A 13,828-nucleotide genomic window follows, 5' to 3' on the forward strand; every position below is an offset into this window, starting at 1 on the left:
TTGGCACACACCTGTATGAATAAAGAACCTCGAAACAACCCCCGTCTCAATCGGCACTCAACTGCCACAGGACATCCAGCACATGCTGTGTCGAGCGCTCGACGTTGCCGGCGCGATGGGCAATGCCCAGTTGCCGCCAGAGGGCAGGCTGCAAGGGGCGCATGACGATACGGGTGTCGGGCAGTGGCGTATCGGCCTCATGAGGTAGCAGGGTCGCACCATAACCGGCGGCCACCAGGCTTTTGATCGCATCGTTGTAATTGAGCTGGATACGCGGTACAGGGTGCTGGCCTGCGCTGGCAAACCATTCTGAGGTCTGACGCGAAAGCCGGGTGGTGCTGTCGTTCAGAATCAGCGCCCGGTCGGCCAGCCAGCCGGGGGTGATCAGGTCCGGGCATGCCCAGCGTGCCGGCAGGAAGGCCATGACCGGATCGCGCCGCCACGCCTTGATCGTCAAGCCTTTCAACGGCGCCTGGGGCAATGCCACCAGGCCGATGTCCAGCGTGCCCTCGACCAGTTTTTTCAGGGTTTCCCGGGACGTGAGCACCGCGACCTGCACATCGATGGCCGGGTGCTCCCGCCCCAGGGTTTCCAGTGCCTGCGGCAACAGCTGCGCGATGGCTCCGGTTGAAGCGCCCAGGCGCACCCGGCCGGCCAGGCCCTGCACCTGGCGCTGTACATCCTCCAGTGCTTGCTCGGCATCGGCCAAGAGCCGCCTGGCGCGTTCGATCAGTGTGTCGCCCAGCGCGGTTGGCTGGACCCGGCCGCGGGTGCGCGACAGCAGCAACCCGCCAACCCGCGCTTCAAGATCGGTAATGTGCAGGCTGACCGTGGGCGGCGCCAGGTTCAATTCACGAGCCGCCTCGGCAAACGAACCCAGGTCGGCGATGGCCACCAGCGTGCGCAGGCGGTCCAGGCTGATTTCACGCATGGAGATTCCTCGTTCAGAAAAACTGAATAAAACCGTTTTAAAATTCAACTTTTATTATTCCATGGCGGTACGCAAGATCACAGTCACTGACTTTTCTTGCGAGCACCTTCTCATGGCAATACCCCTGGTTTTTATCGACGGCGACCAAGGTACCACCGGCTTGCAGATCCAGCAGCGGTTGCAGGGGCGTACCGATTTGCGCGTGCTTACGCTGGCACCCGAGCAGCGCAAGGATCCCAAACACCGGCGTGAGGCCATCAATGCCTGCGACATCGCGCTGCTGTGCCTGCCTGATGACGCCGCGCGCGAGGCGGTGGCGAGCATCAACAATCCGGCGGTGCGGGTGATTGATGCCAGCTCGGCCCACCGTACCCATCCAGACTGGACCTACGGGTTTGCCCAGTTGAGCGCGCAGCAGGCGCAGCGTATTGCCGGCGCACAGCGGGTCAGCAACCCCGGCTGCTACCCCACCGGCGCTGTGGGCCTGTTGCATCCGTTGCTGGAGGCGGGATTATTGCCCCGGGATTATCCGGCCAGCATTCATGCCGTGTCCGGCTATTCCGGGGGCGGTCGCGCGGCCGTCGAGGCGCATGAAGGCGCCAAGGCGTCGCAGGCGCTGGCGTTTCAGGTCTATGGATTGGGGCTGGCGCACAAGCATGTCCCGGAGATCCAGCAACACAGCGGCCTGAGCGAGCGGCCGCTGTTCGTGCCGTCCTACGGCAATTTTCGCCAAGGCATCGTGCTGACCATCCCCCTGCATATGCGTTTGCTGGCGCCCGGTGTCGATGCACAGCGGCTGCAGGCATGCCTGGAGCAGCATTACGCCGGCACCGGGACTGTGCAGGTCATGCCGATGCAGCAGGCCAAGGCCTTGACGGCCATTGACCCACAGAGCATGAACGGCACCGATGATCTGCAATTGATGGTGTTCGACAATGGCAGCCAGGTCTTGCTGGCGGCAGTGTTCGACAACCTGGGCAAGGGCGCGGCCGGGGCGGCGGTGCAGAATCTGGAACTGATGCTGGCCGGTAACCTGACTCGAAAAACAGCGTCCTGACGGGCAGTGCAGCCTTCAAGGCTCATTGCGTGCCAGCGGGTTTTTGCTGTCAGGTGTGATGCTCAGCCAGCCACCTTCAAGCACCTGCAGCAGTTCACCCAGTTGTTCGATAGCGTGCGGTTTGCCCTCAAAGCCGTGGATGGCCTCGTTGCCGGCCTGTGCCAGCCGGTCGATGGCCGCGTCCGCCAGGGCCATGCCGGACGGGCTGAGCTTGATCAATTGCCCGCGCCGGTCCAGCGGGTCAGGAATGCGCAGGACCACGCCTTTTTCGACCATCTTGTCGGCGCGGTAGGTGGCCGCGCCCGACGTCACTTTCAGCAACCGGAAGACGTCGGTAGGCCGCATGCAATAGGGCTCACCGCTGCGCCTCAGGGCGAACAGCAGCATCAGCTCCTTGTAATCAAGGCCCATGTGTTCGGCGATGTCGGTGACATGCTGATCGATCAGCAAGGCCAGGCTGCGAATACGGATCAACAGTGACAGGCCGTCATGCTCAAGATCGGGACGCTCCCGGCGCCACGCATTGGCCACGGCTTCAGGGCTGACGGAAGGGGAAAAGAGCTTGTTCATGGGCGGCTCGAGGGTGCAGAGCCTCGATCATACCTTAAGGATCCACATTCTGTAGCGACGGCAAACGGACTTACGACGATAACGTTAATAGGTTAACGGTTTGGCTTGACAGCATGATCGGGCAGGCTTAGCGTAGATATACCTTAATTGTTAAGATTCTTCTTGGTTAAGGTAAAAGCCCTGAAAGCCTGAAAAATAAAAAGGACCCGACCATGCTCACTGCTGAACAGAACCGTCTGTTAACCGATGTCTCTCCAGGCACGCCTCTGAACCGCTACTGGAAACGACAGTGGATTCCGGCGTTGCGCAGCGCCGCCCTGGAGCCGGGGGGAGCACCGGTCAAAGTCGAACTGCTGGGCGAGCACTATGTGGCTTTTCGTGGCGACAACGGTGAGGCCGGTTTTCTGCGCGAGGCGTGTCCCCATCGCGGTGTCTCGCTGGCGCTGGGGCGTAACGAGAACAATCGCCTCACCTGCATTTTTCATGGCTGGAGCTTCAATGCCGAAGGCCGTTGCGTGAAGATGCCCACCGAGAAAGACCAGGGTTTTTGCGACAAGGTAAAAGGTCAGGGTTTCCGGGTGCGAGAGGGGGGCGCGATCGTATGGGTCTATCTGGGTGAGGGTGAGCCGCCCGCGTTCACCGATTACGCCTTCACCTACCTGGGCCGCGAGCATTGCCGGCCACGAGCGTCCTACAACGAGGCCAACTGGCTGCAGAATCTCGAGACGCTGCTGGACTCGGCCCACATTGGCCTGCTGCATGCCGACACCACGGCAGACAAGCGCCTTCCTCAAGCCGGGCTGCAACTGGTGTCGGGCAATGACACGCCGAAATACACCCTGGAAAGCCGACCTTACGGCCTTCGTTCCTACTCCCTGCGCACCAGCGGCGGCGAGCAGGACTACCTGCGCGTGACCGAATTCGTGGCACCAGGCACCGCCTTCATTGGCACCACCGACGCGGAAGCCGGCTTCGTCATTATCGTCGTGCCGGTCAATAACACGCGCAGCCTGCAGTGGTACGTCTACTGGGACACTCGTCAACCGATCGACCAGAACCTGCCGGATTTCGCCTTGCTGGGCACTGATGAATCCGACGACAACTTCGCCGCTTCACGCCAGGGCACGCCGAACTATGGGCAGGACCGGGCGGCCATGCGTGCCGGTGAAAGCTGGAGCGGCATCCCTGGCGTGATTTTCGAAGACTACGCCGTGGCCGAGAGCATTCCGATTGTCGACCGTACCCGTGAGTTTCTGGGCAGTGGCGATCTGGCCATCGTGCGCCTGCGGCGTGAGTTGATGGAGCGGATACGCCTGAGCGAAGCGGGTGAGGACTGTCTAAAGGCCGAGCAGTCCGACTACCGTGCACTGCGTGCGCTGGCAGCGATGATTCCGGTACAGACCGATATCCGGGTATTTACCGACAGACAGCAAGATGAGCGTCGAAAAGCGTTCTCTGCCTGATTTGCGCTGGCGCCGGCCAGGCCGGCGCTGTTCTGTGCACTGCCGCTTGAGGTCATCATGCAAGCTTCCATGCTTTATCCGGTTTATGTGAAATCGATTACCCATGAGGCCGAACAGGTACTGGCCTTTGATCTGCGGCCAGTCTCTGGCATTGAACTGCCTCCATTTACGGCCGGTGCGCACATCGATGTGGTCATTGAAGGCATGCCGACCCGCAGTTATTCCCTGCTCAATCATCCCGACGATAAAAACCGCTATGTGATTGCCGTGGCCAGAGATCCCGCCAGTCGCGGCGGCTCAAGGTACTTGCACGAACGGTTGCGATGCGGTGCCACGTTGCAGGTTGGCGCGCCGAGAAACCTGTTTGCGCTGGACCCGGCTGCCTGCGCAACGGTATTGATCGCCGGCGGTATCGGTATCACGCCACTGTGGAGCATGGCCCAGCAACTGGAGTCGCAGGGCAAGCCGTGGACACTTTATTACTTCGCCCGTGAATCCAGGCATGCGGCATTGCTTGAGCGGATCGATGCGGCGTCGCGAAACAATGTCGAGTTGCTCTACGCCCTGACGCCCGAGCAAACGATGGCAACGCTGCGCGGGATCTTCGCTGCCGACGCCAGCCAGCGGCACTACTACTGTTGTGGTCCGGCCGGCATGCTCAAGGCCTACAAGGAGGCCGCCGCCGAGGTGGATTCCACACGCGTGCACTTTGAAAGTTTTGTGCCCACTCACGAAATGGCCAGCGAAGGGGGTTATGAGGTGCACCTGGCCCGGTCAGGGAAAACCCTTGCGGTTGACAAAGGCCAGAGCCTTCTGGAGGCGATGCTTGCCAGCGGCATCGAGGTCATGAATTCGTGCAGAGAAGGTATCTGCGGCGCGTGCGAAGTCGCTGTGCTGGAAGGCGAGCCTGACCATCGTGACTCTATCCTCAGCGATGACGAGCGCCAGGCAGGCAAGTCGATGTTCGTCTGTTGCTCCGGTAGCAAGTCCTCGCGCCTGGTACTGGATATTTAAACGTCGCATTCCAGCGATGACCACACAGGTCGTGTCCAGCGGTTCCTTTCAATGGCTGTGCAACGAGTCTTGCATGGCCACGCCCGTGGTCGCTTGAGGCGCGGGTATCAAACAAAGCCCTGATAAATCCAATAATAAGGTAGACCGGCATGTCTTTGATCGACGCCCACACACAAACAGTGAAGCCTGATAATGAGGCGTTGCCTGATCTGATTCACCGCAAGAATGCCGTCAGGCTCATTCCGCTGCTCTTTATCTGCTATCTGTTTGCGCACCTGGACCGTATCAATATCGGTTTCGCCAAAATCCAGATGAGTGCTGACTTGCAGTTCAGCAATAGTGTCTACGGGCTCGGCGCCGGGTTGTTCTTTGTGTCCTACATGCTGTTCGGTGTGCCGAGCAACATGGTGCTTGATAAAGTCGGCCCGCGTCGCTGGATTGCGTTTCTCATGGTGTCGTGGGGCTTGATGTCTGCCGGCATGATGGGGGTGGAAACGCCTCTGGCGTTTTATGTCTTGCGATTTCTTCTGGGGGTCGCAGAAGCAGGGTTCTTCCCTGGCATTCTGCTGTTTATCAATCGCTGGTTTGCCACAAACCGACGCGCTCAGGTGACCGCCTGGTTTGCCATCGCCGTCCCTATGGCAGGTGTGGTGGGCGCCCCCGTTTCTGGCTGGATTCTTGAGGCTTTTTCTGACAGCAGCACCTTGCGTGGCTGGCAATGGATGTTCCTGCTCGAGGGCTTGCCAGTGGTGTTGCTGGGGCTGGTTGTGTTGAGCGTGCTACCGGACAACTTCAACGAAGCGCGCTGGCTTGCCGAGCATGAGCGCATTGCCTTGGGGCAACTCGTGGGCGGGCAGGCATCAATCGATGAACGGGGTCGCTTCGGCACGCTGCTGCGTAACCCACAGGTCGCGTTATTGATTGTCATCTATTCGGCCGTGATGCTCGGCATGGGGGTTGTTGCCTTCTGGATGCCGACCTTGATTTCGGGTGCCGGTGTCGCTCACAGCCATCAGATCGGTGTGCTGAGTGCCGTTCCTTACCTCGTCGGCTGTTTTTGCATGGTGTTGACAGGGCGCTCTTCGGATCGTCGGCGTGAACGCCGATGGCACGTATTCATTCCTCTGCTGGCGACGGCTATCGGTATCGCGCTGACCGCCCTGGCGCCTCAAAGTCTGTTGCTTGTCATGCTGGGCATGGTGCTGGCCTGCGCGGGCGCCACGACGGCGCTTGCCATGTTCTGGCAACTGCCTGCAGGCATTATCTCGAGCCGGGATCTTGCCATAGGCATTGCCTTTGTCAGCTCATGCGGCAGCGTGGCTTCATTTCTCTCTCCGGCGCTGGTTGGCTGGATGAAAGACAGCAGTGGCAGTGCAAGTCTTGCCCTGCTTCTGCTCAGCGCCCTGATCCTGATCGGCAGCGTGGTCGTATTTGCACTGCCGAAGCACCAGGTCAATCCCGCCAGGTAATGACTGGCGATATCCGGGCCACTGCCTGCCACCCGGCAGCATTTCACTCGGTCAGACAGATTGACGATACGATACGTTCAGTATTATATTTGGTGCCACATCTGCGAGTCATAACAATGAATAACAATATGCTTCGTGTCATCTGGTTTGTACCGCCTGCCGTGTCCATTGCGGCCTCCTGGGAAGCCTCTGATCGTGTCGAACTGCAATCAAGGCAGACCCTGTCTTCCGATGAGCAGTTCGAAGCCCTGTCCAGCGGTGCAATGGACGCGGCTGTAACATCGATGGATAACGTGCTGCACTGGAACCTGCGTCCCGGGCCGCAGGACTTTGTCATTGTGGCGCAGATCGAGAGCACCACACCTTTGAGCTTGATCGGCCGATCGAAGGTACAAGCGCTTCAGGACCTGGAAGGTGCCAGCATCCTCGTCGATGCACCCGAAAATGGTTTCGTCATTGCACTCAGGGCTCTGCTGGGTGAGGCGGGCCTGGCCAGGGATGCTTATTCCCTGGTGCCTGTCGGGGGCGTCAAGGAGCGCTTTCAGGCGTTGGTCGACGGACAAGGGGACGCCACGTTATTGGGCCCGCCATTCGATTCACTCGCCCTTGCCCAAGGGCTCGTGACCATTGCCGGCATTCAAGCTGCTTACCCACTGTTTCCCGGGCAGGGCGTGGTCGTCAGGCGCACCACACTGCTCAACAATCCGGCCCTCAAAGCCTGGATCGCCTTGCTCGCGCAGGCCGTACGCGGCATCGGGGGCAACCTGAACAAGCTTGAATCGGCATTGGCCAGCCAGTCCATGCCCGCCAGCGCCGTCAAGGCGATGATCGACACCTTTCCGACGACCCTGGTGCCCAGCGTACAGGGCATCGAACTGTTGATCGCCCACAGAAAGCAACTGGGCCTGTTGGGGGCAGAGGCCTCTTACGCGTCGCTCGTCGATACCTCTCTGCTCAAGTGACTACCCCCGGAGGATATGAATGAAAACATTTGCACTCGGCACCTTTTCAACGGCCCAGGATCCCTCGCGCAAGTTTGCCGGGGTGGTGGTTGACCACAAAGTGGCCAACCTTGGCGACCTGGCAAAAGAGTATGGATTTGCAGGGCTGATCGACAAAACCGTGCTGTCGCTGCTCGATGACTGGCCGCGCAGCCTTGAAGATTTACAACAACTGGTGCACCAGGCGTCTGCGCATGACTGGACCGATGAGCGCGAGTTGCGCTTCCATTCGCCTGTGGATCTGCCGCGTCAGGTCTTTTGCACCGGCGCCAACTACCGCAAGCATGTCGTGGACCTGACCGTTGACTCCAAGGTGGGTCCTGAAGGACTCAACGACGATGAGCTGCGGGCATGGGCCGAGGACATGATGGACAAGCGCGTGGCCCATGGGGAGCCGTACGTCTTTACCAAACCGGTCTCGGCCATTTCCGGTGCCTACGACGATCTGGTACTGCCGCCCACCACCCGCAAGCCTGACTGGGAGCTCGAGCTGGCCGTGGTGATCGGTCAGGAGGCTTATAACGTCAGCGAAGCCGACGCCATGAATTACGTGGCCGGTTATACCATCGTCAACGATATTTCAGCCCGCGACCTTATCCCCAGGACAGACTACAAGATGCTGGGGACCGACTGGCTGCGCTCCAAAGGTCAGCCAGGGTTCCTGCCGATCGGTCCTTATCTGGTGCCCAGGTGCTTCATTGAAAACCCTTATGAGCTGTCGATGAAACTGACGGTTTCGGGTGCTGTGATGCAGGACGAGACGACCGCCGACATGCTGTTCAATATCGAAAAGCAGATCGCTTATATCACCCGTTATGCACGCCTGTTGCCCGGTGACATTATCTGCACCGGTTCGCCGGCCGGAAATGGCACTCACTACAATCGCTTCCTTGAAGCCGGCGATGTCATGGAGGGCACCATCACAGGCCTGGGGCATCAACGACAGAAGTGCGTTGTGTGAACGCGCCGGGGCCTGCCATGCACACACTGATCGATAACCCTGACCGCGCCTTGCTGGAGCGCCTGCTCGGCGAAGAAGCGTCCGATGTGGCGCTGGAGATGACCGAGCATCTCAGGCAACTGGATGTGCGCCTGGTGAAAGGATCGCCAGGGTATCTGGAACTCAGCTTCAGGGCATCGGGAGCAGACTTGCAAGGCAATAACGTCGTGGCGGGCGGCACGCTGATGACCATGCTCGATTACGCCATGGCCTTTGCCGTGCTCAGCCAACTGCCGGCCGGTCGTACCTGTGCCACGACCAGTATCACCGTCAATATGCAGTCCGCTGCCGGTCCTGCGCGGCTCAAGGTCATCGGGCAGGTGGACCGGGTGGGGCGGCAAGTCGCTTTTGCCCGTGCCGAGTTGCTTGACCCCGAAAGCAACAAGCGCGTGGCCAATGCGTGTGCGACCTTCGCCGTGCTGGAATGCCGATAAAAAGCCAAAAAATTTTAACTATATACTGAACGATACGTATCGTTTATATGGAGTGCTGGTATGAATATAACCGCTTCTGCGCCCTACCGTCCGGTCCGCCGGATCGTGACCGGTCATAACGCACAAGGTGAATCCATCATCGAAAGCGATGGCGTTGCACTGAATGTCGTGGCCGAGCCAGGCAAGCCGATTGCCCAGGTGCTATGGGCGACCGGACAAGGACGGGCGCCGGGCGGTGAGCCTGCACCGGCCGGGCACAAGTTTGCCTTTCACTCTGAAGGCGGGTCATTGCTGCGCATCGTGGATTTTCCGGCCGATGAAACCTACGACCAGGAAAAGCTGCTCGAATTTCTGGATCAGGAAGGCGTGCGAGACACCGCTCAGCCCAGGCACTTCTGGTTTCACAAGACGGAGTCGCTCGATTATGCCGTGGTGCTCGAAGGCGAAATCCATGCCTTGCTGGATCAGGGCGAAACCCTGATGCAGGCCGGGGACGTGCTTATCCAGCGCGCCACGAACCATAGCTGGTCCAATAAATCGGGAAAAAACTGTCGCATGCTGTTTGTGCTGATGGCCTTGCAGGAAGGAGAGGCATTATGAGAAAGGCAATTATCACTGCGGCCATTACCGGTGGTGCCCACACGCCCTCGATGTCGCCTTACTTGCCCGTCACGCCCGATGAGATCGCGCAACAGGCCATCGATGCCGTGCACGCCGGGGCGGCCATTGTCCATCTGCATGCCCGCAACCCTGAAGACGGGCGCCCGACCGGCAGCCCTGAGATGTTCAGGCAGTTCGTCAGCCGTATCAAGCAGCAGACCGATGCCATCGTGAACATCTCCACCGGCGGCGGTGGCCCCGGCATGCCGATCCATGAGCGCGCGGCCGCCGGCATCGATCTGCAGCCGGAGATGTGCTCATTGAACATGGGGTCTATCAACCTCAACCTTTCCGAGATGGCCAGGAAGGAAAGGGACTGGAAATACGACTGGGAAGTGCAACACCTGGAAGCCACCAAGGACTTGGTGTTCAAGAACACCTATGCCGACATCGAGTGGATCCTTGAAACCATTGGCAGTACCGGCACACGCTTCGAGTTTGAATGCTACGACGTCAGCCATCTGTATACGCTGAAGTACTTTCTCGATCAGGGCCTGGTGAAGCCGCCGCTGTTCATCCAGACCATTTTCGGGCTGCGCGGGGCCATTGGTTCGCATGCCGAAGACGTCCTGCATCAGAAGCGCACAGCCGACAGGCTGTTTGGCGATCAGTATCACTGGTCGGTGCTGGGCGCCGGCAAGGATCAGATTCCCCTGGCGACCCTCAGTGCGCTGCTGGGCGGCAATGTGCGGGTGGGGCTCGAAGACAGCCTTTATATCGGTCGTGGCGAGCTGGCTGTATCCAACGCTGCCCAGGTGCGCAAGATTCGCGAGATTCTCGAAGGGCTGGGCATCGAAATTGCGACCCCTGCCGAGGCGCGTGAAATGCTTGCGCTCAAAGGGCGAGACAATACTGCTTTTTGACGGGCGTGCTGCCGACCGGTTTATTGCCGGCCCTGAGGGCCGGCGCTTTCAAGCCTGTGAGTCAGGAATACCGAGCAAATGATAGACATAGGCGATATGCGACGTGGCAAATTGCTCGTCCAGCGGTGCATGGCCGAGCATGAGCCTCATGTAGACCGCGCCATAGATCACGTCCATGAGGATTTCTATGTTGGTATCGGCTGCGATCTCGCCCGTCGCTTTCCAGTCTTCGAGAATCTCACGCACCACGGCGCGGCGGCCGTAGTGAAAGCGCTCACGGAAGGCGCGCAGGATCGAAGGGTCCGACTGGCCCTCGGCAATGATCTGGGCCACCAGGCGTCCCGGCCAGCCTGCGTATTGCTCGACCAGCGAGCGAAAGTGGTAGGCCAGCGCGTCCTTGGGCGCCAGTTCACGGGGCACCGTGGTCTTGACCAGGTGGTTCTCCATGAACGCGTCGATGACAATCAGCGCCTTGGAATCCCACCATCGATAAATGGTCGCCTTGCTGACGCCGGCTTCGCGTGCGATTGCTTCGATCGAGATGGCCTGGATCGACTTTTCCTGAAGAAGCAATATGGTCGCGTCGAGTATCTGGCGACGCGTCGCTTCGCTGCGAGGACGGCCGACGGCTGATTTTTCGTTCGATGCCATCTTGTTAACCTGCATGACGGATCCTTTCACGTTGACTGTTCTGCACCTGTTCGTTACGGCAGCCTGGGGCAGGGTGCATACGAAACGTGTCGGTCAGTATATTTTCAATGCCAGAAACTTGCTATGACAGTGCCATGGGCGCTGCCAATCATTCCTGATCTGTAGGCTCTGTGGAAGAACAGAGGCGGTTGCTGAAATAAGCAACAAAAGCAGTGTAGCAAACCCCTTTACAAAACGATACGGCCCGTTTAGATTTGGTTTCAGTCTTCCCGTGCTGAGCTTCAGTGATCCAGCGCGTACCACCGGGCCGAAAACGGCACCCGGCAAGATGAACACAATAACAAAGGTGATCGAATGAATATCGTAGGTCCGGACAGGCTGGTCTTTGGTGTAGATGATGTGGCGCTTTGCGAGCGCTTCCTGGTGGATTATGGCTTGCAGGCCGTCGGCAACGGGCGCTTCGAGGCGCTCGATGGCACGGGCGTGGAAATCAGGCATCGCAACGACCCTGACTTGCCAGCGTGGGAACTGCCCACCAGCAATATGCTGCGCAAGACCGTCTATGGCGTCAGTGATGCTTCAGTGCTTGAACAGATCAAACGTGAATTCGAAGGCGAGCGTGAGGTCAAGGTGCTGGCTGACGGCTCGCTGGAGCTGGTGGACGACCTGGGTTTTGCCCTGGGCTTTCAGGTGACGGTGCGCAGACCGATCAATCTTCCTGCCGAGGCCATCAATGCGCCGGGTGACATTCGTCGTCCTGCCAACACCACCGGCGTGCCTTCGGATGTTGCCACGCCCCTGGTGGCGCGCCCGCGCACACTGTCGCACGTGGTGTATTTCGTGCCCGATTCCGAAAAGGCCGAAGCGTTCTACACCCGCCGCCTGGGCTTCAAGCTGACCGACAAGTTCGTCGGGATGGGGCCGTTCCTGCGTCCTGCCGGGACGTTCGATCATCACACGCTGTTCTTTATCCAGACCCCGCCCCACCTGCAAGGGTGCGAACATTTCACCTTCCACATGGGGGGGCCTACCGAGGTGCTCAGCGCCGGCTATGCGTTCGTCAACAAAGGCTATGAATCCTTCTGGGGCCCCGGACGCCATCGCTTTGGCTCGAACTGGTTCTGGTACTTCAATACGCCGCTGGGCTGCCATATCGAGTACGACGCCGACATGGACCAACACGATGATGAATGGACACCCCGTGTGGCCCCTGGCGTCATCGATAACTCGCAGATCTTCCTGTTCCATTGGCGTGAACAATGGGCGCCCGGTGGCAAGCCCGGCTGATCGATGCCATGCACGCATCATCGACCCGCTACAGCGTTTGCTCTATCAGCGATCTTCCAGAAGGGCAGTCAAAAGGATTCCGATTGTCTGCCTTTGGGCCGGATGACTTTTTCCTGGTCAATCAGGCCGGTGTGATCCATGGCTATCGCAACTCGTGCCCGCACTGGCCCGGCGCGACCCTGCCACTGAAAAAAGGTGACTACCTGGATGAGTCGGCTCGCTACATCGTGTGCCACGGACATAACGCCCTGTTTGAAATTGAAACAGGGCGGTGTATCAGCGGACCTTGCCTGGGCGAGCGGCTGACGCCCTTGACCATTGAAGTCGATCAGTCGGGCACTGTTTTTATTCTCACACATACTGCATCGCTCTGAATGTTCTGTCCTGCGCAGGCGCACAACCGTGTGCCGGCGCCGCTTCAACCTGCATGAAAACAAAAACAATAAAGGATGTGCCTCATGAACAATACCGGTGTCTTCAAACTCGCTGTTTGTCTCATCAGTGCAGTGGTGGCTGCTCGTGCGCAGGCCCTCGAAGGGGGAACGTCCAGTTACCCGTCGGGTGTCGTGACCGTCATGAGCGGGGCCATTGGCGCGCCCGGTGAAACCCACCTGTACAGTTACAACAAACTGATCGATATCAACTCGGTTCGCGACGGTCAGGGCGACAAGGTCTTTCCCAAGGCCAGCGGCAAGATTCACGCGCATGCGCTGCGGTTGGTGCATACCCTCGACGGGCCGCAGTTTCTGGGTGCCAATGTTTCGCTGCAGGCGGCTCTGCCCTATGTAGACGGGCATATCGACATTCCGGCGCTCGGCCCGTATGGGCGCGGCTCTTCGGACGGCATGGGCGACCCGATGTTTGGTTTTCTGCTCAGTTGGGCGTCACCGCGGTACTTGCAGAACATCGACATTGAACTTATCCAGCCATGGGGCAAGTACGATGAACATGAACTGGTCAATCCCGGCAACAATACGCGCGCACTTTATGTGGGGTACGCCTTTACCTGGTTTGCTGCCGAAAAACTGGAGCTGAGTTCCAAGATCAGTGCCAACTACAGTTTTGAGAACAAGGCCACTGACTACCAATCCGGTATCCAGGTCGTTGCCGACTACGGCCTCAACTACCGGATCGGTCAGAACTGGCTGGCGGGTATTGGCGGTTACGTGGCGACTCAATTGAACGATGATCAGTCCAATGGGCAGGACATCGGTAATCGCACCCGCTCGACCAAAATAGGTCCGCAAGTCGGGTATGGCAGTCGGGACTGGGGGTTTGTCGCGGCGTACCAGAAAGATGTGTATGCCCGTAATACCTCGGGTGGCGATACCCTGATGCTCAATGGGTTCGTCAAGTTCTAGGTTTGAACGGTCCGAAACGCCTGGCCTTATGGCCAGGCGTTTTTTGTCATGCCTGAACAATAGTGTT

The 13,828-nt window shown here is 59.1% G+C and carries 15 protein-coding genes; 12 read left to right on the forward strand and 3 right to left on the reverse strand.

Going from position 1 to position 13,828, the window contains the following annotated elements; all coding sequences use genetic code 11:
- Positions 1 to 46: 46 nt before the first annotated feature.
- Positions 47 to 931 (reverse strand): LysR family transcriptional regulator, encoded by an 885-nt coding sequence (locus ASF84_RS09845; protein ID WP_056837677.1) that lies wholly within the window; start codon positions 929 to 931, stop codon positions 47 to 49.
- A gap of 112 nt (positions 932 to 1,043) precedes the next feature.
- Here ASF84_RS09845 and argC point away from each other — a divergent pair, with 112 nt between their 5' ends.
- Positions 1,044 to 1,988: an N-acetyl-gamma-glutamyl-phosphate reductase gene (argC, locus tag ASF84_RS09850; protein WP_056837680.1), complete on the forward strand. Its 945-nt coding sequence runs from the start codon at positions 1,044 to 1,046 to the stop codon at positions 1,986 to 1,988.
- Positions 1,989 to 2,003: 15 nt separating this feature from the next.
- Here argC and ASF84_RS09855 read toward each other — a convergent pair whose 3' ends face one another.
- A complete protein-coding gene (locus ASF84_RS09855) occupies positions 2,004 to 2,558 on the reverse strand; it encodes a MarR family winged helix-turn-helix transcriptional regulator (protein ID WP_056837682.1) in 555 nt (184 codons plus the stop codon).
- Between the two features lie 212 nt (positions 2,559 to 2,770).
- On the opposite strand from ASF84_RS09855, the gene ASF84_RS09860 reads away from it, so the two are divergent.
- The 8 genes from ASF84_RS09860 to ASF84_RS09895 all read left to right on the forward strand — a co-directional run bounded on the left by ASF84_RS09860 (position 2,771) and on the right by ASF84_RS09895 (position 10,462).
- On the forward strand, positions 2,771 to 4,021 hold the full coding sequence (locus tag ASF84_RS09860; protein WP_082481477.1) for a Rieske 2Fe-2S domain-containing protein: 1,251 nt from the start codon (positions 2,771 to 2,773) through the stop codon (positions 4,019 to 4,021).
- A gap of 57 nt (positions 4,022 to 4,078) precedes the next feature.
- Positions 4,079 to 5,035 (forward strand): PDR/VanB family oxidoreductase, encoded by a 957-nt coding sequence (locus ASF84_RS09865; protein WP_056837686.1) that lies wholly within the window; start codon positions 4,079 to 4,081, stop codon positions 5,033 to 5,035.
- A 149-nt stretch (positions 5,036 to 5,184) separates the two neighbouring features.
- The gene (locus tag ASF84_RS09870) at positions 5,185 to 6,504 is read left to right on the forward strand and encodes an MFS transporter (protein ID WP_082481479.1); all 1,320 of its coding nucleotides are present in this window, start codon (positions 5,185 to 5,187) and stop codon (positions 6,502 to 6,504) included.
- Positions 6,505 to 6,620: 116 nt separating this feature from the next.
- Positions 6,621 to 7,466, forward strand: coding sequence for an ABC transporter substrate-binding protein (locus tag ASF84_RS09875; RefSeq protein WP_082481481.1), 846 nt, complete (start codon positions 6,621 to 6,623; stop codon positions 7,464 to 7,466).
- Between the two features lie 19 nt (positions 7,467 to 7,485).
- Positions 7,486 to 8,466: a fumarylacetoacetate hydrolase family protein gene (locus ASF84_RS09880; protein ID WP_056837690.1), complete on the forward strand. Its 981-nt coding sequence runs from the start codon at positions 7,486 to 7,488 to the stop codon at positions 8,464 to 8,466.
- A gap of 17 nt (positions 8,467 to 8,483) precedes the next feature.
- Entirely contained in the window at positions 8,484 to 8,939 is a 456-nt protein-coding gene (locus tag ASF84_RS09885; RefSeq protein ID WP_056837692.1) for a PaaI family thioesterase, read from the forward strand.
- Between the two features lie 60 nt (positions 8,940 to 8,999).
- Positions 9,000 to 9,539: a cupin domain-containing protein gene (locus ASF84_RS09890; RefSeq protein ID WP_056837693.1), complete on the forward strand. Its 540-nt coding sequence runs from the start codon at positions 9,000 to 9,002 to the stop codon at positions 9,537 to 9,539.
- The gene (locus ASF84_RS09895) at positions 9,536 to 10,462 is read left to right on the forward strand and encodes a 3-keto-5-aminohexanoate cleavage protein (protein WP_056837696.1); all 927 of its coding nucleotides are present in this window, start codon (positions 9,536 to 9,538) and stop codon (positions 10,460 to 10,462) included. The genes ASF84_RS09890 and ASF84_RS09895 overlap by 4 nt, the downstream gene beginning before the upstream one ends.
- Positions 10,463 to 10,510: 48 nt before the next feature.
- Here the strand turns inward: ASF84_RS09895 and ASF84_RS09900 are convergent, their stop codons facing one another.
- A complete protein-coding gene (locus tag ASF84_RS09900) occupies positions 10,511 to 11,128 on the reverse strand; it encodes a TetR/AcrR family transcriptional regulator (protein WP_082481483.1) in 618 nt (205 codons plus the stop codon).
- 339 nt (positions 11,129 to 11,467) lie between these two features.
- Between ASF84_RS09900 and ASF84_RS09905 the strand changes: the two genes are divergently transcribed.
- From ASF84_RS09905 to ASF84_RS09915, 3 genes are all read left to right on the forward strand, one after another.
- A complete protein-coding gene (locus tag ASF84_RS09905; RefSeq protein WP_056837699.1) occupies positions 11,468 to 12,400 on the forward strand; it encodes a VOC family protein in 933 nt (310 codons plus the stop codon).
- An 8-nt stretch (positions 12,401 to 12,408) separates the two neighbouring features.
- Positions 12,409 to 12,774 (forward strand): Rieske (2Fe-2S) protein, encoded by a 366-nt coding sequence (locus tag ASF84_RS09910; protein WP_056838003.1) that lies wholly within the window; start codon positions 12,409 to 12,411, stop codon positions 12,772 to 12,774.
- Positions 12,775 to 12,858: 84 nt separating this feature from the next.
- Positions 12,859 to 13,761: a SphA family protein gene (locus ASF84_RS09915; protein WP_056837701.1), complete on the forward strand. Its 903-nt coding sequence runs from the start codon at positions 12,859 to 12,861 to the stop codon at positions 13,759 to 13,761.
- Positions 13,762 to 13,828 lie beyond the last annotated feature (67 nt).

The sequence above is a fragment of the Pseudomonas sp. Leaf127 genome (genome assembly GCF_001423155.1).
Lineage (GTDB): Bacteria > Pseudomonadota > Gammaproteobacteria > Pseudomonadales > Pseudomonadaceae > Aquipseudomonas > Aquipseudomonas ovata.